This is a genomic window from Mycobacterium adipatum (assembly GCF_001644575.1).
Taxonomy (GTDB): domain Bacteria; phylum Actinomycetota; class Actinomycetes; order Mycobacteriales; family Mycobacteriaceae; genus Mycobacterium; species Mycobacterium adipatum.
Genome location: NZ_CP015596.1, coordinates 1341234 through 1368093 on the forward strand (window position 1 = coordinate 1341234; position 26860 = coordinate 1368093).

Here is a 26860-nt window from a genome sequence, read left to right on the forward strand (position 1 = left end):
GGAGTCGGGCGCGGGCCCGGACGTGCCTGTGGAACCTCTCGGCGACGCATTTCGGGCGGTTGACGCTGCTCGCGAGCCGCTCCTACCGTGTGTCTACCGTCACAGCCGACGTCCACATACGTAGACATCACCACGGCATCGCCGACGGCCACCGCATGTCGCACAGCCCACATCCTGATCTGGAGGTCCGATGGCCCCGACAGTGCCAGCCCGAACGTCGCTGCGCCGGCTCGCTCTTCTCACCGGCACCGCCGTGTTGGCGGCGGGGTGCACCGTGGCCAATACCGGCAGCGGCGGGTATGACCCCGACACCCTGCGGATCGTGCTTCCCCAGGAACCGCCCACCTTGGAGCCGTGCGAGGCTTCGCTGACCTCCACCGGCATCGTGACCCGCTCCAACATCACCGAGCCACTGGCCGAGCGCGATTCCACTACCGGCGAACTGCTGCCCCTACTGGCCACCGGGTGGGAGCAGACGTCCGCCAACGAGTGGACCTTCACGCTGCGCGACGGTGTGACCTTCTCCGACGGCGCACCGTTCACCTCCGCGGACGCCGCGTTCTCGATCGATCGTGCGGTCAACTCCGACCTGCAGTGCAATGTCGACGGTTACGTCTTCGGCGATGAGGTGCTCGCGCTGCAGACACCCGATGAGCACACCGTCGTCATCGGTACCACCGAGCCGGATCCGATTCTGCCGCTGCGGATCTCCTTCGTGGAGATGGTGCCGCGCACCACCAGCATGACCGAGAAGGTCCGTGAGCCGATCGGTACCGGGCCATACGCGATCGAGCGGTGGGATTACGGCCAGAAACTCACCCTGGCGCGCAACCCCGCCTACTGGGGAGCACCGCCCGCCTTCGGGCGTGCCGAATACAAGTGGCGCAGCGAGGGAAGTGTGCGCGCCGCGATGCTCACCAACGATGAGGTGGACATCGCAGTCGGCCTGGGTCCTGAGGACGGTGCCGGAGATCTCGGTGTGCCTTTCCAGAACAACGAGACCACGGCGCTGCGCATCACCGGCACCGAGGCACCGCTGGACGACATGCGGATCCGACAGGCCATCAACTACTCGGTCAACCGCACCGGCATCGTCAAGGCCCTCTTCCGTGGGCTCGGTGAGCCTGCGGCACAGTTGATCCCGGAAGGCGTCGTCGGCTTCAACGCTGAGCTGCCGTTGTGGCCGCACGACCCGGATAAAGCCCGCCGGCTCGTCGAGGAGGCGCGCGCCGACGGTGTCCCGGTGGACCGCCAGATCCGACTGATCGGGCGTAACAGCCAATTCCCCGGTGTCACCGAGACGGTCGAGGTGATCCAGAGTGAACTGGCCGAGGCCGGCCTCAACGTCAAGATCGAGATGATGGACACCGCAGCTCAGTTGGAGTACCAGTTGCAGCCGTTCCCGGCCAATGCCGGCCCGTTCCTCGCGTTGATCCAGCACGGCAACCAGGCCGGGGACGCCGCCTTCTCCGTGGATCAGTACATGCGCTCGGACGGTGCCCAGAGTGCCTTCGGCACAACTGCTTTCGATGAGCAGATCGCCGCGGCCGGTCGTCTCACCGGAGAGCAGCGCCAACAGGCGTACGCCCAGATCTTCGCCGACGAACCGGAGAAGATCCTGCAGTTCGCCTATATCGCCCACATGCGGGGCATCCTCGGCAAGTCCCCTCGCGTGGACTACACACCGAATCCGGCGACCGGCGACGAAATGTTGCTGGCCACGATGACGCCGGCCTCATCCGACCGCACCGACCAGTCCTGACAGCCAGAAGGGCCAACCCGATGTTCTCCTTCGTTCGGCGCCGGATGTACACCAGCGCAATACCATTGGTCATCGTGCTGCTTGGCGTGTTCCTGCTCGCCCGGCTCACCGGTGACCCCACCAATCTCTACCTACCGGAGTCGGCGACCGCCGATCAACGTGAGGCCTTCGCCGCTGCGAATGGCTTCAACGACCCGCTGATCGTGCAGCTCTTCGACTACTTCAAGGGGATCATCCACCTCGACTTCGGAACCTCGCTGCGTACCGGTGAATCCGCGGCCGAGATGGCCCTGCGAGCCTTCCCGGCCACGCTGCAACTGGCCTTCGTCACCATGGCACTGGCCATCCTCGGCGCCGTGATCGTCGGCTGCTGGGCGGCTTACCGGCCCAACTCGCTGGCCGACCGGTTCTCCAGCCTGCTGTCCATGACCGCGGCATCGATCCCGGATTTCTGGTTCGCCATCACCGGAGTCTGGCTGTTCTCGGTGCTGATGGGCTGGCTGCCCACCTCCGGTACCGACGCCGGCATGCTGTCCTGGATCCTGCCGATCGCCACCTTGATGATCCGTCCACTCGGTGTGCTGACCCAGGTGGTGCGCGGCGCCATGGTCTCGGCGCTGTCGGCACCCTATGTCCGACTGGCACGTAGCAAGGGCGCCAGCGATTTTCGGGTCGTCACCCACCACGCGTTGCGTAACGCCGCCGCCCCCGCGCTGACCGTCGCCGGTGATCTGGCCGTCGGCCTGATCAACGGTGCGGTGGTGGTGGAGGCCATCTTCGGCTGGCCCGGTATCGGCAAGCTGATGATCGACGCCATCCTGCAACGCGACTTTGCGGTGCTGCAGGCAGCAGTGCTGCTCACCGCCGTCAGCATCTTCATCCTCAACATCGCCATCGACGCCTGTTACGCGCTGCTCGACGCACGCGTCCGCGAACCCGCGAAGGTCTAGATGATCCCCCCGCCGCTGCGCTCGCCCCAAGGGAGAAGTACACGATGACTCAACTCGATCTGGTGCCGGTCAAGCCCACCACCGCCATCGTCAGCGAGCCGGTGGGGCGCAAGGCGTCGGGCCGCTCGGTCTGGTTCCGCATGCTGGTCAACGACCGTGTGGCGGCGGTGGCGGCCACCGTTCTCGGGGTGGTCGCACTGACCGCGCTGTTCGGCCCGATGCTGGTGGGTGACCTGGCCACCGATATCGACCTGGACAACTCCAACCAGGCGCCGTTCACCCTGGCGCACGGCTGGGCCAACGTGCTGGGCACCGATCCGCTGGGGCGCAGCATGCTGGCCCGCCTCGTCGTCGCCTGCCAGACCACCCTGTCGGTGGCGATTCCCGCGGTGGTGATCTCGGCGGTCATCGGCTCCGTCATCGGCATGTGGGCCGGCTACTACCGGGGGTGGCGCGAGACCCTCGCGATGCGGGTCGCCGACGTGATCATGAGCTTCCCGTCGCTGCTGCTCGCCGTGGTGGTCCTCTACGTGTTCTCGCCAAGTGCGGCCAATATTGTTGTGGTGCTGGCAATCACGCGTATCCCGGTGTACCTGCGCACCGCCCGTGCCGAGTCCGCTGAACTCGCCACCCGGGTGTTCGTCGATGCTGCGCGCACCTTCGGCGCCAGTGGCACCTCGATCATCACCCGGCACGTGTTGCCGATCGTGCTGCCGACGCTGCTGACGGTGGCCACCCTGGACTTCTGCTATGTGATGCTGGCCGAGAGCTCATTGAGCTTCCTGGGCATCGGGATTCAGCCCCCGGACGTCAGCTGGGGCCTGATGGTCGCCCAGGGCCGCACCTACCTGCACACCGCGTGGTGGCTGTCCTTCCTGCCGGGACTGGCCATCGTCATCACCACCGTGTCGGCCACCATCCTGGCGGCTTGGGCACGCATCGCCACCGATCCCGCCCAGCGGTGGCGACTCACCGTCCCGCAAAAGCGACTGTCCCGCTTCGCCAAGACCGGAAAGGCCCTGTAGATGACTGCTGTCGCCGAACACCCGCCCGTGGACCAGACCGACGCCGATCCGGCCTTGCGGGTGCAGGATCTCACCGTGGACATCCGCACCATCGCCGGTACCGTTCGCGCCGTCGACCACGTCACCTTCGCCGCCCGCAGCGGTGAGACGCTGGCACTGCTCGGCGAATCCGGCTGCGGCAAGTCGATGACCGCCACCGCGCTGGTCGGCCTGCTGGAACCGGTCGCCCAGGTGGTCGACGGATCGGCGCGCATCGGTGACACCGATCTGATCACCGCGGACCGCAAAAAGCGCCGCGCGATGGCCGGCCCCGAACTGGCGATCGTGTTTCAGGACGCACTGACGGCGCTGAACCCGCTCTACACCGTCGGCACCCAGCTCGCCGAGCCGTTTCGCATCCACCACGGATTGAAAGCCAAGGAAGCCAAGCGTCGGGCCATGGACCTCATGACGCGCGTGGGTATCCCGCAACCCGAAGAGCGGATGAAGGCCTATCCGCACCAGTTCTCCGGCGGCATGCGGCAGCGCCTGCTCATCGCGATGGCCGTCGCGCTGAATCCGAAGGTGCTGATCGCCGACGAGCCGACCACGGCGCTGGATGTCACGGTGCAGGCGCAGATCATGGCCCTGCTCAAGAGCCTGCGCACGGAATACGACATGGCGGTCGTGCTGATCACCCACGACCTCGCCCTGGTCGCCGAGGAGGCGGACCGGGTTGCGGTGATGTACGCCGGGAGCATTGTCGAAACCGGCTCGGTTACCGAAGTTTTCGGCGATCCGAAGCACCCCTACACCAAGGGCCTGCTGGATTCGGTGCCCGTGGACGCCGTGCGCGGCGCCGAGCTGAAGTCCATCGGAGGCTCCCCGCCGGATCTGCACTCGATCCCGGCAGGCTGCGTCTACCAGGACCGCTGCCCACTGGTCCGCGATATCTGCCGCAGCACCCGCCCGGGTCTGCAGGACGTCGGCAGCCGACGCAAGTCTGCCTGCCATTTTCCCGGGGAGGTCAGCGATGTCTGAGCACCAGCACGCCGACCAGGTGCTGTCGGTCCGTGACCTGACGAAGTCGTTCCGGGTGTCCGGCGGTAAGACGTTGCGCGCCCTCGACGGGATCAACCTGGACCTGGCCCGCGGTGAGACGTTGGGTCTGGTCGGCGAATCCGGGTGCGGCAAGTCGACGCTGGCCCGCACTCTGATGATGCTGGAGCGCCCGGACTCCGGATCGGTCACCTTCGACGGTATCGATCCGTTCGGGCTCAAGGGTAAGGACCTGCTGACGTTCCGCCGTCGGGTGCAGATGGTGTTCCAGGATCCGTACGCCTCGCTGAACTCCCGGATGACCGCGGCCGAGATCATTGCCGAGCCGTGGCGCACCCACAAGACGCTGCACGGCTCCCGCGCGGATCGGGACATGCGGGTTCGCGGTCTGCTGGATCTGGTCGGCTTGGGCGCCAAGGCCTTCGGCAAGTACCCGCAGGAGTTCTCCGGCGGTCAGCGCCAGCGCATCGGGATCGCGCGGGCGCTCGCGCTCGATCCCGAGGTCATCATCTGCGACGAACCGGTGTCGGCGCTGGACCTCTCGGTGCAGGCCCAGGTGCTCAATCTGCTCAACGATCTGCAGCGGGAACTGAAGATCTCCTACGTCTTCATCTCGCACGACCTGTCGGTGGTGCGCCACGTCGCCGACCGGGTGGCCGTCATGTATCTGGGCCGGATCATCGAGAATGGTCCCACCGAGCCCGTTTTCGACCGCGCGTCGCATCACTACACCGCGGCACTGATGTCGGCGGCCCCGAAACTGCGCGACAGCCAGCGCGGTGAGCGGATCCTGCTCAAAGGTGAGGTGCCCTCACCGTTGAACCCGCCGTCGGGTTGCCGGTTCCGCACCAGGTGCGCGGCGGCAACGGAAATCTGCGCCGAGCAGCGTCCGCCGCTGTCACTGGATGTGCTGGTGCCCGGACATGTCGCCGAGTGCCACCACCCCCGGATCGACGAGCAGCAGTCGGCGCTGTCGCACGCGTGAACGAGCTGGGCGGCATGGGGATCGCGGTCATCGTGGTGGCGGTCCTGTTCGCGTCCTGCCTGCAGGGGTCCATCGGATTCGGCATGGGCATGCTCGCCGCACCCGTCGTCGCCGTGGTGGATCCCGGCCTGGTGCCGGGCACGTTGATCATGTTGGCGACCCTGCTCACCCTGATGGTCGTCATCAAGGAGCGCACCGCGATCGACATGGCAGGTACTGGGTGGGCACTGCTCGGACGGATACCGGGCACCGTCGCCGGGGCACTGCTGCTGGCCGCGATTCCCGAACATGCGCTCGCGATCCTGATCGCGACGGTGGTGCTCGGGGGAGTCGCGGTGACCGGGATGGGGTGGGTACCGGTACCGCGACGGCGCAATCTGGTGTTGGCCGGGGCGACCTCCGGAGTGCTTGGCACCGCGACGTCGATCGGTGGTCCGCCGATGGCGCTGGTATGGCAGCGCAGCGCGGGCCCGCAGCTGCGCGCCACCATGAGCAGCTTCTTCCTCATCGGCTCGCTGATGTCGATCGCCATGCTGGCCCTCACCGGCGCCGTGGACCGGCACACCGTGGCCATGTTCGGTGCGCTGGTCCCGGCCGCGGTGCTGGGCTATGTCCTGTCCCGCTACGTCAATCGGCTACTCAACCCGCAGCGGCAGCGGTGGACGGCCATCACGGTCTCCCTGATCGGCGCGGTGGTGCTCATCATCCAACAGACGGGTCTGCTATGACCGAATCCACTGCGCGTGCCGGCGTCAAGTCGGCCGTGCGCACCGTCGCGTTGCTGGAGTACCTCGCCGCCCGCCACGACAAGCCGGCCCGTATCCGTGAGATCAGCGAGGCGCTGGGCATGCCGCGCAGCAGCGCACATGCGTTGCTGCGCACCCTGATCGGCCAGGGTTGGGTGCGCACCGATGAGACCGGCACGCTCTACGGGATCGGAGTCCGGGCCCTGCTGGTGGGCACCAGCTATCTCGACGGCGACCCGTACCTGCCGATGATCACACCGTTTCTCGACGACCTGCGCACCGACTGGGACGAGACGTTTCATCTGGGACGACTCGATGGCACCGATATCGTCTATCTGGCCACCCGGGAGTCCCCGCAGTACCGGCGGGTGACCAACCGGGTCGGTCGGCGACTGCCCGCCTATGCCACCGCACTCGGCAAGGCGCTGCTGGCCGAACGGGTGGGTGCCGAGCGGCGCAGCCACCTGCCCCAGGATCTGGTGGCGCTGACACCGCGCACCCTCACCTGCCCCGATGCGCTCGACGAAGCGCTGGAGAACGCCCGCGTCCGTGGCTACGCGGCCGACGACGAGGAGAACACCACGGGGCTGAGATGTTTTGCGGTGGCGCTGCGCTACATCTGGCCCGCGCAGGACGCCATCAGCGCCTCGGTGCCGGTGTCGCGGCTGACCGCTGAACGCGAGCGGGAGCTCATCGCGGCGTTGTGCGCGGTCGGGGACAAGGTCAGCCGGGTGTTGCGGCCGGTCGCCAACGGTGACAAGTGGTTCGCCTGATGGGCGCGTCCGGCCAGCTCGGCCATGTCGGACTTGCATCAATTGATGCCATAACAGTGTTGGACTTGTATCAACGGGCAAACTTAGGCTGGCGGGTATGAGCGCGCAGACTCTCAGCCGGGGTCCCATCGTCACCGAGATGCGGGTCGTCCCCATCGCCGGCCACGACAGCATGCTGCTGAATCTCAGTGGCGCACATGGCCCCTTCTTCACCCGGAACCTGGTGATCCTGTCCGACTCCGACGGCAATACAGGCGTCGGAGAGGTACCCGGCGGCGCAGCCATCCAGACCACGCTGGAGGACGCCCGCAGCCTCGTCGTGGGACGCGGTATCGGCGCCTACCACGCGGTGCTCGCCGATATCCGGCGTACCTTCGCCGATCGGGACTCCGGTGGGCGTGGCGCGCAGACCTTCGACCTGCGCGTCACCGTGCATGCGGTGACCGCCGTCGAGTCCGCCCTGCTGGATCTGCTCGGTCAACACCTGGGAGTATCGGTGGCCGCACTGCTCGGTGACGGTCAGCAGCGGGACCGGGTGCAGGCCCTGGGATATCTGTTCTTCGTCGGTGATCGCAACCGCACCGATCTGGCGTACCGCGGCCCGGCCGACGAGAACGCCGACGCCGACGACTGGCTGCGGATCCGCCACCACGAGGCGCTGACGCCGGAAGCGGTGGTGCGCCTCGCCGAGGCCGCCCGTGAGCGCTACGGCTTCCGCGACTTCAAGCTCAAGGGCGGGGTGCTGCCGGCCGCCGACGAAGCCAAGGCGGTCATCGCGCTGGCCGACCGGTTCCCGGACGCCCGGATCACCTTGGACCCCAACGGGGGATGGCTGCTGCGCGACGCCGTCACCACCTGCCGGGAACTCACCGGGGTGCTGGCCTACGCCGAGGACCCAGTGGGACCCGAGGGCGGTTTCTCCGGACGCGAGGTGATGGCCGAATTCAAACGAGCCACCGGCTTGCCGACCGCCACCAACATGATCGCCACCGACTGGCGCGAGCTGGGACATGCCATCCGCTGCGGTGCCGTCGACATCCCGCTGGCCGATCCGCACTTCTGGACCATGAGCGGCTCGGTGCGTGTCGCCCAACTGTGCGACGCCTGGGGGCTGACCTGGGGATCGCACTCCAACAACCACTTCGACGTATCGCTGGCCATGTTCACCCAGGTGGCCGCCGCGGCGCCCGGCGAGATCACCGCCATCGACACGCACTGGATCTGGCAGGACGGCCAGCGCATCACCAAGGAGCCCTACCGCATCGTGGACGGCTATCTGGACGTACCCGCAGCGCCGGGCCTGGGCATCGAACTCGACGAGGACCGGGTGGCGGCCGCGCATGAGCTGTACCTGGCCGAGGGGCTCGGCGCCCGCGACGACGCCGTCGCCATGCAGTATCTGATCCCGGGCTGGAGCTTCGACAGCAAACGCCCCTGCCTGCAACGCAACCCGTGACGATGAAGGTCCTCGTCGCCGACCGCAACCTGGTCCCGCACCGTCGTCGACTGGAGGCGGCCCTGCCGCCGGGTGTCAAGACGGTGTGGTCCGGTGCCGACGTGAGTCTGGACCGGTTGCGCGAGGCCGAAGTCTTCGTCGGGGGCCGGTTCACCGCCCCGATGGCAGCCGCCGCAGAAAAATTGCGCCTGGTCCATGTGGCCGGCGCCGGAACCGACCGGGTCGCGTTCGAGGCGCTGGGTGCCGATGTTGTGGTGGCCAACACCTTTCACCACGAGCGTTCCATCGCCGAATTCGTCATGGCCGCCGCCATCATGCTGCGCCGTGGATTCCTGCACCAGGACCGCGCGCTGCGCACCGGCGTGTGGGCCAGCTCGGTGTATGACGACACCATCGTCCAGCCGCCCACCCTGCACGGAGCCCGGATCGGGTTCGTCGGGTTCGGCCATATCGGTCAACAGGCGTGGAAGCTGTTGAGCACCTTGGGCTGCCAGGGGGCCGCCGTGACCGGATCGGGGCGGGTGCGCGACGGTGCGGGCCTGTCATGGGCCGGTGATGCGTCCCGGCTCGACGACCTCGCCGGCGAGTCGGATGTGCTGGTGGTCTCGGCGCCGTTGACCCGCGAGACCACCGGCATGATCGGTCGTCATCAGCTCGGCGCACTGGGACCCGACGGTGTCCTGATCAATGTGGGGCGAGGCCCGCTGGTCGACGAGAACGCGCTCTATGACGCGCTGTTGACCGGTCGCCTCGGGGCGGCCGCCATCGACGTCTGGTACCGGTACCCCGACGCTCCGAATGGTCCCGCCGCGGTGTGTGCGCCGAGTGCGTTGCCGTTCGCCGAGCTGCCGAACGTGTTGATGACCCCGCACGCCTCGGGGGTCACCGCCGACACCTTCGAGGGCAGAACCGACGATATCGCCGCCAACATCGGCCGACTCTTCCGAAATGAGCCGCTGCACAATATTGTTCGTCCAAGCAGCGTTCACCCGAGCGCGTCGTAGATCAGCCGGAAATAGCGATCGGTCCGTGCCGAACCCTCGATACCGGGGCCCATCTTGTTCATCACATAGGAGATGGTGGTGCGCCGGTCCGGGTTCATCGACTCCCAGGACCCGCCCCAGCCGCCCCAGAAGCAGATCTTGCCGTCCGGGATGTAGCCGATGGCCGGGCTCGGTAACCCATAGCCGAGTCCCATCCGCAGTCGGTGGCCGGCCAGCACCAGATCGGGCCCCTCGATCTGGGGGTCGAAGATCCGCTCGACGGTCTCCGGCCTGAGTAGCTGTACCCCATCGACGTTGCCGCCCAACGAGATCGCCGACAGGATCTTGGTCAGGGCCCGGGCGTTGGTGTGACCGTTGGCGGCGCCGATATCGGCCGCCCGCCACGCCGCGGAGTTGGCGACCAGCGGGTCCGGCGCCGGGCCGGTGAAGGTCTTGAGCATCTGCTCGGTCCACTGGTCCATCGGCGGAATCCCCTCGAACGGGTCCGCGGGAGCGATGATCTCGGCGATGCGCTCGTCATCCTCGGGTCGGGCGCCGATCTGGAAGTCGGCGCCGAGCGGTCCGGCGATCTCCTCGGCGACGAACCGCTTCAACGACTGGCCGGTGACCCGGCGCAGGACCTCCCCGATCAGATGGCCGTGGGTCAGCGCGTGGTACCCGGTGGCCGTACCCGGTTCCCACCACGGCGTCTGCGCGGCGAGCATGGCGGTGGAACGGTCCCAGTCCAGGATGTCCTCGGGCGTCACCGGTTGCTCCCACCCGGACACACCCGAGGAGTGGGTGAGCAGATGCCGGAATTCGATGTGCTCCTTGCCGGCGGCCCCGAACTCCGGCCACACCTGCGCCACCGGGGTGTGCGCCTCGATCAGCCCACGGTCGATGAGCATCAGGGCGGCCAGAGCGGTGATGTTCTTGGTCGAGGACCACACGTTGACGATGGTGTCTGCCGTCCAGGGCCGGGTCCGGGCGGCGTCGGCATACCCGCCCCAGATGTCCACGACGAGCTCACCGCCGATATCGATGGCGATGGCGGCACCGCACTCCTCGCCATCGGCGATGGCTCGGCCCAGCGCGTGCGCGAGCGCAGCGAACTGCGGTGTGAAGTGTCCCTCGACGTTTCCCATGCCCGACATCATGCGCCGGGCCGGGGCTACCAGTTGTGGTATCCGCCTTCGGGGCCCAGCATCCGCTCCAGTCGGCTGCGGCCGATCTTGGCCAGCTCGTTGCGCAGCACCTTGCGCTCCATCTCGGCGTCATGGTGCATCCGGTCGGACAGTGCGGCCAGCACGTCGGCGGCGCAGTGCCCGTCGACGTACATCACGAACGGGAAACCGTAGCGGTCGACATAGCCGCGCGACGCGGCACTCAGTGCTGTCATGGTTGCGGCGTCGTCATCCCAGACCGCGCACTGCTCGGCATGCGACCTGGGGCTGCGCGGCCGGCGTCCGACATCCGGGCAGGTGTCCAGAATCTGGTCGATGGCGGCCTCGGGCAGTTCGAACAACAGCGCGTCGGCGCGGCGGAACAGCGTCTCATGGTCGGCGTATGGGCGCCCCCTGGCCAGGTCACGAGCCATCGCATAGCTGTTACAGCACTCGTAGAGGGCGTGCACCGCCTTGCGTTCGGGCAACGTGTTGAACACGTCGAGGCCGATTCCTTGATGCAGTAGCACGCATCCATGATCGAAGGGCCAGGACACGCCCGGGTTACCGCTTGTTACAGCGGTGCTAAATCACCGCTGGTCAGTGCCCGCCGGCCTTGAACCGTTCCACCGAACGCGCCAGCTCGGCCTCGGCCTCTTCGCGGCCGGCCCAGTCCGCGGCCTTGACGAACTTGCCCGGCTCCAGATCCTTGTAGTGCACGAAGAAGTGCTTGATGGCTTCCAGCTCGAACGGCGGCACGTCGGCGAGGTCCTGGATGTGATCCCAGCGCGGGTCGCCGGCGGGCACACAGAGCAGCTTGTCGTCGCCGCCGGCCTCGTCGGTCATCTTGAACATCGCGACCGGGCGGGCCTCGACGATGCAGCCCGGGAACACCGACTCCGGCAGCAGCACCAGCGCGTCCAGCGGATCGCCGTCCTCGCCGAGGGTGTCGGCGAAGAAGCCATAGTCGGCCGGGTAGCCGAAGGACGTGTAGAGGTAGCGGTCCAGCTTCACGCGACCGGTCTCGTGGTCCACTTCGTACTTATTGCGCGAACCCTTGGGGATCTCGATGACGACGTCGAACGACACCGGCGTTGCTCCTTCGGCTGGCTTGGTCTGGCGGGTCCACCCTAGAGGAGCGATACGCTGCACGTTATGCGGCCCGGGAGATGGCGCCGATCCACCCACCTGGTGATCGGCCTGGTGGTACTGGTGCTCGTCGCCGCCGTGGTGGGGGTCGCGGCGGTCGTCACCTCGACCCGTACCGCGGCGAACAAGGCGTTGCCCGAGCAGCCCGCCGCGGTGGCGGCCGCACCGGCGGTTCGCCCGCTCGACGAAGCCACCACAGAACCCACCCCGAAAGGTCTGGCCGCCACGCTCGCCCCCGCGCTGGCCGACCCGAATCTGGGCGCGCTGACCGGCCGGGTGACCGACGCCGTCGACGGAACCGAGCTGTGGGAGCAGGGCGAGGACATCCCGATGCAGCCGGCGTCGACGAACAAGGTGCTCACCACCGCGGCCGCGCTGCTGACGCTGGACCGTGATGCGACGCTGACCACCCGGGTGGTGGCCGGTGACCGACCCGGGGTGGTGGTGCTGCACGGGGGCGGGGACCCGACCCTGTCGGCCGCTGCCGATGACGAACGCACCTGGTACAAGGGCGCCGCCCGGATCAGCGACCTGGCCGCGCAGGTGCGTGAACGTGGCACCCGGGTCACCGCGGTACAGGTGGACCTCGGTGCCTACAGCGGGCCCACGATGGCGCCCGGCTGGGACCCGCTGGACATCGACGGCGGCGATATCGCCCCCATGGAATCGGTGATGCTCGACGGAGGCCGGACCCAGCCGGTCTCGCCGGAGTCGCGGCGATCGCGGACACCGGGTCTGGACGCGGGCCGGGCGCTGGCCACCGCGCTGGGTGTGGACCCGGCGGGCGTCACGGTGACATCGATCGAACCGGACGCCGAAGAACTCGCCTCGGTGCAGTCGCCCCCGCTCATCGAACGGCTGCGCCAGATGATGAACGACTCCGACAATGTGATGGCCGAGTCGATCGGACGCGAGGTGGCCGCCGCGCTGAACCGCCCGCGCAGTTTCGACGGGGCCGTACAGGCGGTGCTCGGCCAGCTGCGCGGGGCCGGTGTGGACACCGCGAACGCCACCCTGCTGGATTCCAGCGGGCTGTCGGTGGACAACCGGCTCACCGCGCTGACCCTGGACGGTGTCATCGCCGCGGCGGTCGGCGAGGAGCAGCCGCAGCTGCGTCCACTGGTCGACCTGCTGCCCATCGCCGGCGGGAGCGGCACCCTGTCCAACCGCTACCTCGACACCGACGAGGGCCGCGCCTCGGCAGGCTGGCTGCGCGCCAAGACGGGATCGCTGACCGGCACCAATTCGCTGGCGGGCATCGTCACCGATGCCAGCGGCCGGGTGCTGACCTTCGCGTTGATCTCCAACAATGCCGGGCCGACCGGGCGGACGTCGCTGGACGCGCTGGCCGCCAAACTGCGGTCCTGCGGGTGCGGCGGATGACGGATCGTTCCGATATCGGCGGTGCGGTCGACTGGTCCTTCGCCGCAGATGTCGGCGCCAAGCTGAGCAGGCCGGGACCGGCCACCACCGACTACACCCGCGATCAGGTGATCGCCCAGCTGCACGACTCGGCGCGCACCGCGGAACTGCCGGTGCGCGAGGTGACCCACCTGAACGAGGGGGCCGAGGTCCCGGACGCGCGGGTGATCGACCGACCGCAATGGGTGCGCGCGGCGACCCGGTCGATGCGGGTGATGACCGGCGCTGCCGAGGCCGCCGGCAAGGGCCCCGTCGGCGCGTTGACCGCCAAGGTGACCGGAGCCCAGACCGGTGCCGTGCTGGCCTTCATCTCCTCGGGGATTCTCGGGCAGTACGACCCCTTCGGACCCGACCAGGGTGAACTGCTGCTCGTGTACCCGAATGTCATTGCGGTGGAACGGCAATTGCGGGTCAAACCCGCCGATTTCCGGCTCTGGGTGTGCCTGCACGAGGTGACACACCGGGTGCAGTTCCGCGCCAATCCCTGGCTGGCCGAACACATGTCGTCATCGCTGGCGGTGCTCACCGACGACGGCGGCGAGCAGGCCGGTGACGTCATCGGCAGGCTCGCCGAATATGTCCGCGCGCAACGCGGCGGTACACCGGTGGATGCCAACTCCGCCGGTGTGCTCGGTCTGCTGCGCGCCGTACAGACCGAGCCGCAACGCCGAGCCTTGGACCGGCTGCTGGTGCTCGGCACCCTGCTGGAGGGGCATGCCGAGCACGTGATGGACGCCGTCGGGCCCGCGGTGGTGCCGACGGTCGCGACCATCCGGCGCCGCTTCGACGAGCGCCGGCAGCGCAAACAGCCACCGCTGCAGCGCATCATCCGCACTCTGCTGGGCTTCGACGCCAAACTCAACCAATACACCCGGGGCAAGGTGTTCGTCGACGAGGTGGTGGCCCGGGTCGGGATGGAGCGCTTCAACGCCATCTGGACCGACGCCGAAACCCTGCCGCTGCCATCGGAGATCGAAGAACCGCAGCGATGGATCGATCGGGTCCTGTAGCGCAGCTGCGCGCGGCGGTGGTGGCGTTCGCGGACGCCCATCTCGAAGACGGCGGGCCGTGGTGCGTGGGACTGTCCGGGGGTGCGGACTCGCTGGCCATGACGGCGGTGGCCGCCCCGTTGCGCCCCACCACGGCGCTGATTGTGGACCATGGCCTGCAGGCCGGTTCGGCGGACATCGCCGAATGGGCCCGCGCTCAGGCCATCGCGCTGGGATGTGTTGACGCACAGGTACTTCGCGTCGATGTGGGCACAGTCGGAGGGCCGGAGGCGGCCGCCCGTACGGCTCGCCACGCGGCACTGCAAAGCGCCCGGGACGGCGCACCGGTGCTGTTGGCGCACACCCTCGACGATCAGGCCGAGACTGTGCTGCTGGGGCTGGGCAGGGGTTCTGGGGCCCGCTCGCTGGCCGGGATGCGGGCCTATGACGCGCCCTGGTGCCGCCCGCTGCTCGGTGTGCGCCGGGAGGCGACGGCCGCGGCCTGCGCGGAATTGGGTCTGACGCCGTGGCAGGACCCGCACAACATCGACCCGCGCTTCACCCGGGTCCGGCTGCGCACCGAGGTGCTGCCGCTGTTGGAGGAGGTGCTGGGTGGCGGGGTCGCCGAGGCGCTGGCGCGCACCGCCGCCGCGCTGCGCGAGGACACCGAGGCGCTCGATGCCGCGGCCGCCGAGATCGGACCCCACGAGGGGCCGCTGCCGTTGGCGGACCTGCACGGATTGTCCGCCGCGGTGCGCCGGCGCGTCATCCGGAGCTGGCTGCTGTCCGGGGGAGCCTGCGATCTCAGCGACTCCCAGATCCGGTCGGTCGACGTTCTGGTCACGGCGTGGCGCGGCCAGGGCGGGGTCGCGGTGCCGAGCAAGCTGCCCAGGCAGCGTCTGTTCGCGGCCCGCCGCGATGGCGCTCTGGTGCTCTACCGTCAGCCGGTCATCTGATCCCGGCTACGCTGTGACGGTGACTGCGGAGTTGTATCCGGGCGACATCAAGTCGGTCTTGCTGTCCGAGGACCAGATCAAAGCCAAGACCGCCGAACTGGCCGGCCAGATCGCCGCGGACTTCCGTGACGGCGGGCCCGATCAGGATCTGCTGTTGATCACCGTGCTCAAGGGTGCGGTCCTGTTCGTCACCGATCTGGCCCGGGCCATCCCGGTGCCCACCCAGCTGGAGTTCATGGCGGTCAGCTCGTACGGATCCTCCACCTCGTCCTCCGGTGTGGTGCGCATCCTCAAGGACCTCGACCGGGATATCAACGACCGGGATGTGCTGATCGTCGAGGACATCGTCGATTCCGGTCTCACGTTGTCCTGGCTGCTGCGCAACCTCGCGACCCGGCGTCCACGGTCACTGAAGGTGTGCACGCTGCTGCGTAAACCCGACGCGGTACGCGCCGATGTGGAAATCGAGTACGTCGGCTTCGACATCCCCAACGAGTTCGTCGTCGGTTACGGCCTGGACTACGCGGAGCGCTACCGCGACTTGCCCTATATCGGCACGCTGGAACCCAAGGTGTACGAAAACCCCTAGGTCTGCGTAACGCGTGGAACGGGTTTCGGGAACGATCGCCCGGCGCCGCATCGTGGCCGATTTTCGGCGTCATCGCTCTTGCGCGGCCCGGTTTGGCGGCGTAACATCGAACATATGTTCGAAACATAGAGCTTCCGGTATGCACCCGTGGAGCAGTTGACCGCGACGGATGTCGCTACAGAGAGAGGTTCGGCGGCCCTGGGGCTTTCCGAGCCGTGTTGCCCATTCGGACTGTTGTTGCCTGCCCGGGTGCACCTCTGTGAAAGCCGGTATCCACTGTGGACGCCACCGATCTCGATACGTTTGTTGATGCGTTGATCGATGACCTCACACCTGCCGCCGTGCGGGATGGGGATCGCACCCTGTTCCACCTCCTGGACAGCCCCAGGCGGATTCTTGACGACCAGGCGGTGGTGGCGGTGCTGGCGGCCGCGGTCACCCTGCGCAACCTGGCCGACCATGTGATCGCCTCGGCGGTCGCGGCGGCGGAGCGGGCCGGGATCCCGGCGCGGCGGCACCTACGCACGGGGGCCGATCTGCTCACCAGTATCGGGGTCGCTCCGGGTGCGGCGTATCGAGCGGCGCGGGTGGGGCGGGCGGCAGAGGCCCTGCCGGCGTTGACGGCGCAGCAGCGCCTCGGTGGGATTGGGATCGAGTTCGCCGATGCCGTCGGCAAGGGCGTCGCGCATATCGAATCCCGGGTGGCGTTGTCCGATGACGAGCGCGCCGAGGTTGTCAGGGCGCTGATGGTTCAGAGCACCCCGTCGGGGGTGGACAAGACGGCCCGCGGGATCGCCATCGCCAAAGCCACGACCCAACCGGTCGACAACACGGTGCCGGTGGCGGAGAACACCGACCTCAACGACATGAACGTGGCGCAAACCGGTGACGGGCGGGTGGCGGCCACCCTGGACCTCGACATCCTCACCGGCGAAGAACTGCTCGCCGCCCTCGACCCGCTATGCCGACCCGTCCCGCTGCCCGACGGATCCCCGGACCCCCGCCCAGCCGGGCGGCGCCGCGCCGACGCCTTCGGGCAGATACTGCGCACCTACCTATCCAGCTCCGGGCGCCCGACGAGCGGTGGGGTCCTCCCGCACGTCACCCTCATCCGCCCGACCACAGCCGGTGTGGACTGCCTCGGGTTCGGTGGGCCCATCACCACCGCGACCGCTGAGCTGATCGCCTGCGACAGCACGCTGACCGCGGTGCTCGTCGACCACTCGGGCGCACCACTGGATGTGGGGCGCAGCGAACGGCTCTTCACGCCCGCGATCCGCAAAGGGTTGGCGGTCCGCGACGGCGGCTGCGCACACCCCGGCTGCGGGCGACCGGTGTCCTGGTGCGACGCCCACCACATCACCCCCTGGGAACACGGCGGCACCACCAGCCTCGACAACGGGGTCCTGCTGTGTCGGCTCCACCACACCGCCATCCACCACGGCGGCTGGCGGGTCTACCTCGGCCCCGACCGCCACCCCTGGTTCATCCCACCGCATGCCCCGGGCACACCCGAGCCGGCGCATCTGCGCTCGCACGCCCGACGCACCATGACCGACCTACCCACGGCTGCATAACCACACCTGCACCGCACCTTGAAAACTTCACAGAGAAACCGGCGGTCGCGTCGATTGCGTTGGTGGCCAACCCAATTACTGCAAAGGCCAACGACTCAGGGCGCTAGGTGAGCTCCCAGATGACCGTCACCGAGAAGCCCACGCTCTGCTCGCCGGGGGAGAGCGGTACCGACTCGGCCATCGCCGCGCGCGGCATCGGGACCGGCGGCGGCGGTGTGGTGCCGTCGGCCTCCGAGATCGAGATGACGTCTCCCAGATTCATGCCGGACAATTCGGCGTACTGCTGGGCGCGGTCCTTGGCGTCTTCGAAGGCGCGGGTGCGAGCATCGCGCACCAGTGCGGAGTCATCGGCGATCGAATAGCTCACCGAGTTGATCCGGGTGTTGTCTCCGCCGGTGGTGACGATCAGGGCCAAGATGTCCGAGGCGCGGCCGGCGTCGCGGATCTTCACGTCGATGGCATTGCTCGCGCGATAGGAGGCGATGCTGGTGCCGTCGGAGTTGTACTGCGGCTGCAGGGAAACCTGGGTGGTGCTGATGTCCTTCTGGTCGATCCCGGCGCCGGTCAGCGCGTCGATCACGGCTTGCTGACGCTGACTGGTCTGGTTGAGCGCGCCGGTGACATCGGCGGCGACGGCTTCCATCGCCGCCGAGACGGTGAGCGTGTCCGGGGTGCCCTGCACCTCGCCTGATCCGACGACGGTGACCTGGCGCGCGGCGCCCGCGGACGGGTCACCGACCGCGGGACCCGACTGTGCATCGCAGCCGCTGAGCCCGACGGCGAGCACCGCCGCCGCGGAAGCGAGACAGACACGGACCGGCAATCGTTGCGCGAGGGTCATGTTCGCACCCTAGCGCCTCACGGGGTGACTGTGGTCAACCGTCACGGGGTGACGACGATCTTGCAATGCCGTTCCGGATCGGCCAGATCTGCGAACGCGCCCGCCACCCCGTCCAGGTCCACCTCGCCGGTGATCAGCGGAGCGACATCGATATCGCCCTCGGCGATGGCACGCAGCGACTCGGCGAATTCGGTTGGTTCGTAGCCGAATACGAAGTGCAGGCTGATCTGCTTGGCGCTGGCGTAGAACGGATGCACGGTATCGGGCTGCATGCACACGCCGGCCACCACCACCCGCGCCCCAGCCGGTGCCCGGCGCAGCACGTCGTCGATGACTCCCGGAGCCCCGACCGCCTCGAACACCACCGCCGGTCTGCTCTGGTGAAACGGTGATCCCTGGGCGGGATCGACGCTGACATGTGCCCCGACGACCTCGGCGAGTGTCCGCCGGGTGGGTGAGAAGTCGGACGCCACAATGGTTTCCACACCACGGTATTTCAGTGCGGCGACTATCGCGATACCGATCGGCCCGCAGCCGATGACCAGCGCGGTCTCGCCACGCTCGATCTTCGAGGTGTTGACCGCGTGCAGGCCCACGGCCATCGGCTCGGTCAGCGCGGCATGCCGAGCATCCAGGCCGTTGGGCACCGGTAACAGCAGTGGCGCCGAGAGCAGCATTCGTTCGGAGTAGCCACCGACGGTGTGGTTGCTGTACACGATCATGTCCAGGCCGGTCGGCGTCACCAGTACCGGGACCGAGGTCACCAGCGTCCCGGGAGCGGGTGCGTCGGTGCCCGGGCCGGCTTCCAGCACTTCGGCGCTGAACTCGTGGCCCAGGTATACGTCGGCGGCCAAGTCGATTCCGGCCAGGGTATCCGGCATGCCCTCCATCTCGGCGCCCGCGGCCAGCATCTGGTCGCCGTGCGCGGCGAAATGCAGATCAGAGCCGCAGATGCCACAGGCCTTGACCGCGACCAGCACCTGACCGGGACCCGGTACGGGCTCGGGCACGTCGTCGCGCACCACCATCGCGCCGGCACGCAGGACCGCGGTGCGCATCAGCTCTTCTCGCTCTGGTGCTCGGTGATGGCCGCGACGATGGCCTGCCCGGCCCGGCCGAGCAGCTGGTCGCGCATGCCCTTGGCCCACTCGTGCGAGGCGCGCGGCGCGCTCAGCTGTCCCTTGAAATGGGGGATGACCTCGCGGGCGAACAACTCGTAGGAGTGATAGGTCGCGGCCGGGGACGCCCAGTCGTGACCGAGCATCAGGAACGTGCCGAACCCACCGGAGCGGTCCAACAGATCCTGGATGTAGGCGATGGCCTCGTCGGTGGTGCCGATGCAGCAATTGCCCTTGGCTGCATAGTCTTCGACGAACTTCCTGGCGTCACCCTGGCCGCCGTCGGTGGCGTTGGACAGCGGCACGAATCCGGCTGCGCCGAAATAGTTCGCGAAATCCTGCAGCCCGTAGGTGCAGTCTTCGATGGCCTGCTCCTTGGTGTCGGCGACGTGCACGATGCCCAGCACCCGCCAGTCCTTGCGATCGGGTGCCGCGCGCCCCGACTTCTGCGCTTGTTCGGTCACGATGTCCCAGGTGGTCTCCACCGCCGCCACCCCGCCGGGAACCGACATCGACAGGGAGAGCAATGACGTGCCGAGTTGGCCGGCCAGCCGCGGCCCGGACGGTGACACCATTGCCGCGGTGGAAATCTCCGGGTAGGGCCAGGTGTAGGGGCGAATGTGCAATGCGGCATCGCGCAAGGTGAACCAGTCGGTCTGCCGGTCGATACGTTCCTCGGGCCCGGCCCGAAACAGCGCCAGGATGGCCTCCAGCGACTCCTGCATCATCCGGCGCTGCTCGACCGGATCGATTCCCATCATGTAGGCATCCGAGGGCAGCGCCCCCGGGCCGGTGCCGAACATGACCCGGCCCCTGGTCAGGTGATCGAGCAACACCCAACGGTCGGCGACCATCAGCGGATGGTGATACGGCAGCGACACCACGCCGGTACCGAGCCGGATGTGCCGGGTGCGCTCGGCGGCCGCAGCGATGAACACCTCCGGGCAGGCGATGAGTTCGTAACCGCCGGAATGGTGTTCACCGAACCAGGCTTCGTCGTAGCCCAGACGGTCCAGGCGCTCGACCCGATCCATGTCGTACTGCAGCGCCAACGTGGGGGATTGGCCGGTGGGGTGGAACGGGGTGATGAAGACGCCGAAGTCCAGCGGAGCGGTCATTTCGACACCTCGCCCAGGAACTCCAGCAGTACCGCGTTGACCTCTTCGGGTCGCTCTTGTTGTAACCAGTGTCCGGCGCCCTCCAGCAGCACTTCGCGGTAACCGCCGGTGGCCACCTCGGTCACCCGGTCACGTGGGGTGAAGCTCAGCACCGGGTCGGCGCTGCCTGCCAGGAAAAGCAGTGGCACATCGATCGTGGTGGCCGCCACGTTGCCCGCGGACGGGTCGGTGATCTCCCAGTTGCGGTCGAAATTGCGATACCAGTTCAGCGGCCCGGTGAAGCCGGTCACCTCGAACGCCCGCACGTACTCCTCGAACTCCTCGGCACTCAGCCAGTCCGGCAGCGGAGGCAAGGGCTGTGCGGCCATCTCGTCGACCGGACCGGTGAAACCCTCCAACGCGACCATCCGCTGCAACGAGGCCCGGACGTCGGCGTTCAGCGCCGCATCGGCCACCCCGGGCTCCTGGAAGTACAGGATGTAGAAGAAATTGTCGCCGAAGATGTGCCGCCAGATCTGGGTGGGCGGAGCCGGGGCCCGCGGAATCGGGGGCACGCTCAGCGCGGCTACCGCGCGCACCCGGCTCGGGTGATACAGCGGGAAATTGGTGACCACGGGGGACCCCCAGTCGTGGCCGACGAGCACCGCGCTCTCGGCGCCCACGTCGTCGAGCAGCCCGGCGATATCGGCGGTCAGTTCGGCGATGTTGTAGTCCTCGATCGCCTCCGGTCGCGATGATCCGCCATATCCACGCTGGTCAGGGGCTAGAACGTGGTAACCGGCCGCGGCCAGCGCAGGAATCTGGTGTCGCCACGAATAGGCCAGTTCGGGGAAGCCGTGGGCCAGCACGACGACCGGATTGCCGGGCTCACCGGCCTCGGTCACCCGCAACGTCACGCCATTGGTATCGACTAACCGTTCGGTTGGTGTGATCACGATCTCACCCAAGCACACGGGCCCGGGACGGGCGAGCATCCCGGGCAGGGAACTTCCGATCGTTGGTCAAGCGGTAGCCTTGAATTTCCCAACTGCACTTATCGGAAGGACCGGGCCGGCCGCGCGTCTGTAGGCCGGAGACATCGATGAACCGTAAAAACGTCATCCGCACGCTCACCGCGATCGCCGTGGTGCTGCTGCTGGGTTGGTCCTTCTTCTATTTCAGCGACGACACCCGCGGCTTCAAACCGGTCGACACCTCGGTGGCGATGGCCCAGATCAACGCGGACAACGTCAAGAGCGCCCAGATCGACGACCGCGAGCAGCAGCTGCGCCTGGAACTGAAATCGGGCAACGGCGACACCGAGAACAGCGACAAGATCCTCACCAAGTACCCGACCGGTGTCGGGGTCCAGCTGTTCGATGCGTTGAGCGCCAAGAACGCCACGATCAACACGGTGGTCAACCAGGGCAGCGTGCTGGGCACCCTGCTCATCTACATGCTGCCGCTGCTGTTGTTGGTCGGCCTGTTCGTGATGTTCTCCCGCATGCAGTCCGGTGGCCGGATGGGCTTCGGCTTCGGCAAGTCCAAGGCCAAGCAGTTGTCCAAGGACATGCCCAAGACCACCTTCGCCGATGTGGCCGGCGCCGATGAAGCGGTCGAAGAGCTTTACGAGATCAAGGACTTCCTGCAGAACCCGAGCCGCTACCAGGCGCTGGGCGCGAAGATCCCCAAGGGTGTGCTGCTGTTCGGCCCGCCGGGAACCGGCAAGACGCTGCTCGCCCGTGCCGTGGCCGGCGAGGCCGGTGTCCCGTTCTTCACCATCTCCGGCTCGGATTTCGTCGAGATGTTCGTCGGCGTCGGCGCCTCCCGGGTGCGGGACCTCTTCGAGCAGGCCAAACAGAACAGCCCCTGCATCATCTTCGTCGACGAGATCGACGCCGTCGGACGCCAGCGCGGCGCGGGTCTGGGCGGTGGCCACGACGAGCGCGAGCAGACGCTCAACCAGCTGCTGGTGGAGATGGACGGTTTCGGTGAGCGCCAGGGCGTCATCCTGATCGCCGCCACCAACCGGCCCGACATCCTGGACCCGGCGCTGCTGCGTCCCGGCCGGTTCGACCGTCAGATCCCGGTGTCCAACCCGGACCTGGCCGGCCGCCGCGCCGTGCTCAAGGTGCATTCGGCCGGAAAGCCCATCGCCCCCGACGCCGACCTGGACGGTCTGGCCAAGCGCACCGTCGGCATGTCCGGTGCCGATCTGGCCAACGTGATCAACGAGGCGGCGCTGCTCACCGCCCGCGAGAACGGGACCGTCATCACCGGGGCGGCGCTGGAAGAGGCCGTGGACCGCGTGGTGGGCGGACCGCGCCGCAAGAGCCGCATCATCAGCGAGCAGGAAAAGAAGATCACCGCCTACCACGAGGGTGGTCACACCCTGGCAGCGTGGGCGATGCCCGATATCGAACCGATCTACAAGGTCACCATCCTGGCGCGCGGCCGGACCGGCGGGCACGCCGTCGCGGTACCCGAGGATGACAAGGGCCTGATGACCCGCTCGGAGATGGTCGCGCGGCTGGTGTTCGCGATGGGCGGCCGCGCCGCCGAGGAACTGGTGTTCCGCGAGCCCACCACCGGCGCGGTGTCCGATATCGAGCAGGCCACCAAGATCGCCCGCGCGATGGTCACCGAATACGGCATGAGCGCCAAGCTCGGCGCGGTCCGCTACGGCACCGAACACGGCGATCCGTTCCTGGGCCGCTCCATGGGCACCCAGGCGGATTACAGCCACGAGGTCGCCCAGATCATCGACGACGAGGTGCGCAAGCTGATCGAGGCCGCCCACACCGAGGCGTGGGAGATCCTCACCGAGTATCGCGATGTGCTCGACATCCTGGCCGGCGAGCTGCTGGAGAAGGAGACCCTGCACCGCAAGGAGCTCAAGGCCATCTTCGACGGGGTGAAGAAGCGTCCGCGGATCACCATCTTCAACGACTTCGGTGGCCGCGTGCCCTCGGACAAGCCGCCGATCAAGACACCCGGGGAGATCGCGATCGAGCGCGGTGAGCCGTGGCCGCCCCCGGTGAAGGAACCCGCGTACAAGACTGCCATCGTCGAGGCCAGCAAGGCCGCCGAAGCGGCCGGCCACAACGGTGCCAACGGTTCCGGTACCCACAGCGCGCCCCCCAACGGTCAGGGCCATGGTCAGGCCCAGCCGGATTACGGTGCGCCGGCCGGCTGGCATGCGCCGGGCTGGCCGCCGCGCCCGACCGGCGGCGAGGCACCTCCGCCGCCTCCTCCCCAGCAGGGCTGGTACCCGCCGCAGCATCAGCCGGGCCCGCCACCCCCGCCCTACCCGCCGCAGTACGCGCCGTCCCCGCACTCGCCCGGTAACGAGCAACAAGGGCCGGACGCACCACCCAGCCGTGGCTGAACAGAACGGAGCGTCGATGACGACGTCGGAGAACGACCTCGCCGCAGCGGTCGGCTTCACGCCCGCGAGCTTCGACCAGGAACGCGCGGAAGCAGCGGTCCGCGAGTTGCTGATCGCAGTCGGTGAGGATCCGGACCGGCACGGCCTGGTCGACACCCCGGCTCGGGTCGCGCGGGCGTACCGGGAGATCTTCGGCGGGCTGTACACCGATCCCGACACGGTGCTCAACACCACCTTCGACGAGCAACACGACGAACTGGTGCTCGTCAAGGGAATCCCGATGTACTCCACCTGTGAGCACCACCTGGTGTCGTTCCACGGTGTGGCCCACGTCGGGTACATCCCCGGGCTGGACGGCCGGGTCACCGGCCTGTCCAAGATCGCCCGACTCGTCGACCTGTACGCGAAACGGCCGCAGGTGCAGGAGCGGCTGACCGCCCAGATCGCCGACGCCTTGATGCGCAAGCTGGACCCACGCGGGGCAATCGTGGTGGTCGAGGCCGAGCACCTGTGCATGGCGATGCGCGGGGTCCGCAAGCCGGGAGCGCTCACCACCACCTCGGCGGTGCGCGGGCAGTTCAAGACCGACAAGGCATCCCGGTCCGAGGCGCTGGAACTGATCCTCCGGAAGTGACCGTGCCGGGCACACGTGTTCTTCCCGACGCTCCGGTGGTGATGGGTGTCGTCAACGTCACCGAGGACTCGTTTTCCGACGGCGGGCTCTTTCTCGACCATGACCGTGCCGTCGAACGCGCACTGGCGCTGGTCGCCGCCGGTGCCGCGATCATCGATGTCGGCGGCGAATCGACGCGTCCCGGTGCGACCCGGATCGCCCCCGAACTGGAGAGCTCGCGGGTGCTGCCGGTCATCCGGGATCTGGCGGCCGCCGGCGCCACCGTCAGCATCGACACCATGCACTCCTCGGTGGCCGCGGCCGCGCTGGAGAGCGGCGCGCACATCGTCAACGACGTCTCCGGCGGGCGTGCCGACCCGAATATGGCCGCCGTGCTGGCCGAGGCGAACGTGCCGTGGGTGCTGATGCACTGGCGGTCCGTGCGCGCCGAGGCCCCGCATGAGGTTCCCGCGTACGCCGACGTGGTCGGTGAGGTGCGCGCGGACCTGCTGCGCAGCGTCGACCACGCCGTCGCCGCCGGCGTGGACCCGACGAACGTGATCATCGACCCCGGCCTCGGTTTCGCCAAGACCGCACAACACAACTGGCAACTGCTGCGGGCACTGCCGGTCTTCGTGGCGACCGGATTCCCGGTCCTGGTCGGGGCGTCGCGTAAGCGGTTCCTCGGGTCGTTGCTCGCGGGGCCTGACGGTGCGATGCGCCCGGCGGACGGACGTGAAACGGCGACCGCGGTCATCTCGGCGTTATCCGGGCTCAACGGCGCGTGGGGCGTGCGGGTGCACGATGTGCAGGCGTCCGTCGATGCGCTCAAGGTTGTTCGAGCATGGGGGTCTCCCGATGGCTGACCGAATCGAGCTGCGCGGGTTGACCGTTCGCGGGCACCACGGCGTATTCGATCATGAGCGCCGCGACGGCCAGGACTTCATCATCGATGTGACGGTGTGGATCGACCTGGATGCCGCCGCCGCGTCCGACGACCTCGCCGACACCCTGGACTACGGCACACTGGCCGCCCGGGCCGCCGCGATCGTCGCGGGGCCGCCCCGCAATCTCATCGAGACGGTGTCTGCCGAGATCGCCGACGATGTGATGACCGATCAGCGCGTGCACGCCGTGGAGGTCGTCGTGCACAAGCCCAGCGCGCCCATCCCGTTGACGTTCTCCGATGTCGCTGTCGTGGCGCGGCGGTCCAGGCGCAGCAGAGGACTGGCGCCGTGAGCACCGCGGTGCTGTCCATCGGATCGAACCTGGGTGACCGTTTGGCCCATCTGCAGTCCGTGGTCGACGGGATGGTCCGCCAGGGTGGCCGGATCGTGGCGGTGTCGCCGGTCTACGAGACCGACGCGTGGGGCGGTGTCGAGCAGGGCGCGTTTCTCAACGCGGTGCTGATCGTCGACGATCCGACCTGTGACGGACCCGGCTGGCTGCGGCGCGGTCAGCAGCTGGAGGCCGCGGCCGACCGGGTCCGCGAGGTGCACTGGGGCCCGCGGACTCTCGATGTGGATATCGTCTCCTGTCGCGAGGGATCCATCGAATTGCGTTCTGGCGACCCCGAACTGACCTTGCCGCACCCGTTCGCCCATCAGCGCGCCTTCGTGCTGTTGCCGTGGCTGGCCGCCGACTCCGCCGCCGAGCTGTCCGGCACCGCGGTCGCCGAACTGGTGGCCGGGCTCGACACCGACGAGCGCGCCGCGGTGCGGCCCACCGACCTGGCATTGCAGCGCTGATGGGACCGACCCGCAAGCGTGACCTCGCGGCGGCGGTGGGTATCGCTGCCGTCGTCTGCTACCTGCTGGTGACCTTCCTGTACCGGTGGTTCCCGCCGATCACCCTGTTCAGTGGGGTGTCGCTGCTGGCGGTGGCGATCGCCGAGGCGGGGTGGGGATACTTCGTGCGGTCACGGATCGCCGGCGGCCAGGTCGGTATCGGTGCGGGACGGCTACATCCGCTGGCGGTGGCCCGCTCGGTGGGCATCGCCAAGGCGTCGGCCTGGGTCGGCGCGCTGGTACTGGGTTGGTGGATCGGGGTTCTCGCGTATCTGCTGCCGCGTCGGGGCATCATGCGGGTGGCCGGTGAGGACACCGCCGGTGCGGTGGTGGCCGCGCTGTGCGCGCTCGCGCTGCTGGCGGCCGGGCTGTGGCTGCAGCATTGCTGCAAGTCCCCGGACGATCCGAAAGACAAGCACGACTCGTACAGCGGCGCAGCCGAGTAGCCGAATC

The 26860-nt window shown here is 68.2% G+C and carries 27 protein-coding genes; 20 read left to right on the forward strand and 7 right to left on the reverse strand.

Annotated features, from left to right (window positions below; genetic code table 11):
- The first annotated feature begins 190 nt into the window (after nucleotides 1–190).
- The 9 genes from A7U43_RS06225 to A7U43_RS06265 all read left to right on the forward strand — a co-directional run bounded on the left by A7U43_RS06225 (nucleotide 191) and on the right by A7U43_RS06265 (nucleotide 9739).
- On the forward strand, nucleotides 191–1762 hold the full coding sequence (locus tag A7U43_RS06225; protein WP_067992375.1) for an ABC transporter substrate-binding protein: 1572 nt from the start codon (nucleotides 191–193) through the stop codon (nucleotides 1760–1762).
- A gap of 20 nt (nucleotides 1763–1782) precedes the next feature.
- Nucleotides 1783–2712 carry an ABC transporter permease gene (locus tag A7U43_RS06230; RefSeq protein ID WP_067992378.1) on the forward strand — a complete coding sequence of 310 codons (930 nt, stop codon included), beginning with the start codon at nucleotides 1783–1785 and terminating at the stop codon, nucleotides 2710–2712.
- A gap of 44 nt (nucleotides 2713–2756) precedes the next feature.
- Entirely contained in the window at nucleotides 2757–3737 is a 981-nt protein-coding gene (locus tag A7U43_RS06235; RefSeq protein ID WP_067992382.1) for an ABC transporter permease, read from the forward strand.
- A complete protein-coding gene (locus A7U43_RS06240) occupies nucleotides 3738–4757 on the forward strand; it encodes an ABC transporter ATP-binding protein (protein WP_067992385.1) in 1020 nt (339 codons plus the stop codon). It begins immediately after the preceding gene.
- A complete protein-coding gene (locus A7U43_RS06245) occupies nucleotides 4750–5760 on the forward strand; it encodes an ABC transporter ATP-binding protein (RefSeq protein ID WP_067992388.1) in 1011 nt (336 codons plus the stop codon). Before A7U43_RS06240 ends, A7U43_RS06245 begins: the two co-directional genes overlap by 8 nt.
- 5 nt (nucleotides 5761–5765) lie before the next feature.
- The gene (locus tag A7U43_RS06250) at nucleotides 5766–6488 is read left to right on the forward strand and encodes a TSUP family transporter (RefSeq protein ID WP_418287683.1); all 723 of its coding nucleotides are present in this window, start codon (nucleotides 5766–5768) and stop codon (nucleotides 6486–6488) included.
- Nucleotides 6485–7279 (forward strand): IclR family transcriptional regulator, encoded by a 795-nt coding sequence (locus tag A7U43_RS06255; protein ID WP_067992392.1) that lies wholly within the window; start codon nucleotides 6485–6487, stop codon nucleotides 7277–7279. The genes A7U43_RS06250 and A7U43_RS06255 overlap by 4 nt, the downstream gene beginning before the upstream one ends.
- A gap of 97 nt (nucleotides 7280–7376) precedes the next feature.
- Nucleotides 7377–8735, forward strand: a complete 1359-nt coding sequence (gene gudD, locus A7U43_RS06260; RefSeq protein WP_067992395.1) for a glucarate dehydratase — start codon at nucleotides 7377–7379, stop codon at nucleotides 8733–8735.
- A 2-nt stretch (nucleotides 8736–8737) separates the two neighbouring features.
- The gene (locus A7U43_RS06265; RefSeq protein ID WP_068002016.1) at nucleotides 8738–9739 is read left to right on the forward strand and encodes a 2-hydroxyacid dehydrogenase; all 1002 of its coding nucleotides are present in this window, start codon (nucleotides 8738–8740) and stop codon (nucleotides 9737–9739) included.
- Here the strand turns inward: A7U43_RS06265 and A7U43_RS06270 are convergent.
- The 3 genes from A7U43_RS06270 to A7U43_RS06280 form a co-directional block, all read right to left on the reverse strand.
- A complete protein-coding gene (locus tag A7U43_RS06270) occupies nucleotides 9721–10863 on the reverse strand; it encodes a serine hydrolase domain-containing protein (protein WP_068002019.1) in 1143 nt (380 codons plus the stop codon). The two genes, A7U43_RS06265 and A7U43_RS06270, sit on opposite strands and share 19 nt — an antisense overlap.
- 26 nt (nucleotides 10864–10889) lie before the next feature.
- Nucleotides 10890–11411 carry a 2-oxo-4-hydroxy-4-carboxy-5-ureidoimidazoline decarboxylase gene (locus tag A7U43_RS06275; protein WP_067992398.1) on the reverse strand — a complete coding sequence of 174 codons (522 nt, stop codon included), beginning with the start codon at nucleotides 11409–11411 and terminating at the stop codon, nucleotides 10890–10892.
- A gap of 70 nt (nucleotides 11412–11481) precedes the next feature.
- Nucleotides 11482–11970 (reverse strand): inorganic diphosphatase, encoded by a 489-nt coding sequence (locus A7U43_RS06280; protein ID WP_067992401.1) that lies wholly within the window; start codon nucleotides 11968–11970, stop codon nucleotides 11482–11484.
- A 66-nt stretch (nucleotides 11971–12036) separates the two neighbouring features.
- Between A7U43_RS06280 and dacB the strand changes: the two genes are divergently transcribed.
- From dacB to A7U43_RS06305, 5 genes are all read left to right on the forward strand, one after another.
- Nucleotides 12037–13413: a D-alanyl-D-alanine carboxypeptidase/D-alanyl-D-alanine endopeptidase gene (dacB, locus tag A7U43_RS06285; protein WP_067992404.1), complete on the forward strand. Its 1377-nt coding sequence runs from the start codon at nucleotides 12037–12039 to the stop codon at nucleotides 13411–13413.
- On the forward strand, nucleotides 13410–14462 hold the full coding sequence (locus tag A7U43_RS06290) for a zinc-dependent metalloprotease (protein WP_068002022.1): 1053 nt from the start codon (nucleotides 13410–13412) through the stop codon (nucleotides 14460–14462). Before dacB ends, A7U43_RS06290 begins: the two co-directional genes overlap by 4 nt.
- Nucleotides 14441–15397, forward strand: coding sequence for a tRNA lysidine(34) synthetase TilS (gene tilS, locus A7U43_RS06295; RefSeq protein WP_067992406.1), 957 nt, complete (start codon nucleotides 14441–14443; stop codon nucleotides 15395–15397). Before A7U43_RS06290 ends, tilS begins: the two co-directional genes overlap by 22 nt.
- Entirely contained in the window at nucleotides 15360–15986 is a 627-nt protein-coding gene (hpt, locus tag A7U43_RS06300; protein WP_067992409.1) for a hypoxanthine phosphoribosyltransferase, read from the forward strand. Before tilS ends, hpt begins: the two co-directional genes overlap by 38 nt.
- Nucleotides 15987–16264: 278 nt before the next feature.
- Complete coding sequence (locus A7U43_RS06305; protein WP_067992413.1) at nucleotides 16265–17563, forward strand: HNH endonuclease signature motif containing protein; 1299 nt, start codon at nucleotides 16265–16267, stop codon at nucleotides 17561–17563.
- 103 nt (nucleotides 17564–17666) lie between these two features.
- On the opposite strand, the gene A7U43_RS06310 is transcribed toward A7U43_RS06305, so the two are convergent.
- From A7U43_RS06310 to A7U43_RS06325, 4 genes are read right to left on the reverse strand one after another with little or no spacing between them, the layout of a single operon-like run.
- Nucleotides 17667–18404: an SIMPL domain-containing protein gene (locus tag A7U43_RS06310; protein WP_067992415.1), complete on the reverse strand. Its 738-nt coding sequence runs from the start codon at nucleotides 18402–18404 to the stop codon at nucleotides 17667–17669.
- 41 nt (nucleotides 18405–18445) lie between these two features.
- Entirely contained in the window at nucleotides 18446–19462 is a 1017-nt protein-coding gene (locus tag A7U43_RS06315) for a zinc-binding dehydrogenase (RefSeq protein WP_067992417.1), read from the reverse strand.
- On the reverse strand, nucleotides 19462–20640 hold the full coding sequence (locus tag A7U43_RS06320; protein ID WP_067992420.1) for an LLM class flavin-dependent oxidoreductase: 1179 nt from the start codon (nucleotides 20638–20640) through the stop codon (nucleotides 19462–19464). The genes A7U43_RS06315 and A7U43_RS06320 overlap by 1 nt, the downstream gene beginning before the upstream one ends.
- On the reverse strand, nucleotides 20637–21614 hold the full coding sequence (locus A7U43_RS06325; protein ID WP_156525857.1) for an alpha/beta fold hydrolase: 978 nt from the start codon (nucleotides 21612–21614) through the stop codon (nucleotides 20637–20639). Before A7U43_RS06325 ends, A7U43_RS06320 begins: the two co-directional genes overlap by 4 nt.
- Nucleotides 21615–21721: 107 nt before the next feature.
- Here A7U43_RS06325 and ftsH point away from each other — a divergent pair, with 107 nt between their 5' ends.
- From ftsH to A7U43_RS06355, 6 genes are read left to right on the forward strand one after another with little or no spacing between them, the layout of a single operon-like run.
- The gene (gene ftsH, locus A7U43_RS06330; RefSeq protein WP_067992423.1) at nucleotides 21722–24007 is read left to right on the forward strand and encodes an ATP-dependent zinc metalloprotease FtsH; all 2286 of its coding nucleotides are present in this window, start codon (nucleotides 21722–21724) and stop codon (nucleotides 24005–24007) included.
- Between the two features lie 16 nt (nucleotides 24008–24023).
- Complete coding sequence (gene folE / locus A7U43_RS06335; protein WP_067992425.1) at nucleotides 24024–24641, forward strand: GTP cyclohydrolase I FolE; 618 nt, start codon at nucleotides 24024–24026, stop codon at nucleotides 24639–24641.
- A 41-nt stretch (nucleotides 24642–24682) separates the two neighbouring features.
- Nucleotides 24683–25486: a dihydropteroate synthase gene (gene folP / locus A7U43_RS06340; RefSeq protein WP_068002025.1), complete on the forward strand. Its 804-nt coding sequence runs from the start codon at nucleotides 24683–24685 to the stop codon at nucleotides 25484–25486.
- Nucleotides 25479–25859 (forward strand): dihydroneopterin aldolase, encoded by a 381-nt coding sequence (gene folB, locus A7U43_RS06345; RefSeq protein WP_067992429.1) that lies wholly within the window; start codon nucleotides 25479–25481, stop codon nucleotides 25857–25859. Before folP ends, folB begins: the two co-directional genes overlap by 8 nt.
- Nucleotides 25856–26368 carry a 2-amino-4-hydroxy-6-hydroxymethyldihydropteridine diphosphokinase gene (gene folK / locus A7U43_RS06350; RefSeq protein ID WP_067992431.1) on the forward strand — a complete coding sequence of 171 codons (513 nt, stop codon included), beginning with the start codon at nucleotides 25856–25858 and terminating at the stop codon, nucleotides 26366–26368. Before folB ends, folK begins: the two co-directional genes overlap by 4 nt.
- Nucleotides 26368–26853 carry a DUF3180 domain-containing protein gene (locus A7U43_RS06355; RefSeq protein ID WP_067992435.1) on the forward strand — a complete coding sequence of 162 codons (486 nt, stop codon included), beginning with the start codon at nucleotides 26368–26370 and terminating at the stop codon, nucleotides 26851–26853. Before folK ends, A7U43_RS06355 begins: the two co-directional genes overlap by 1 nt.
- Nucleotides 26854–26860 lie beyond the last annotated feature (7 nt).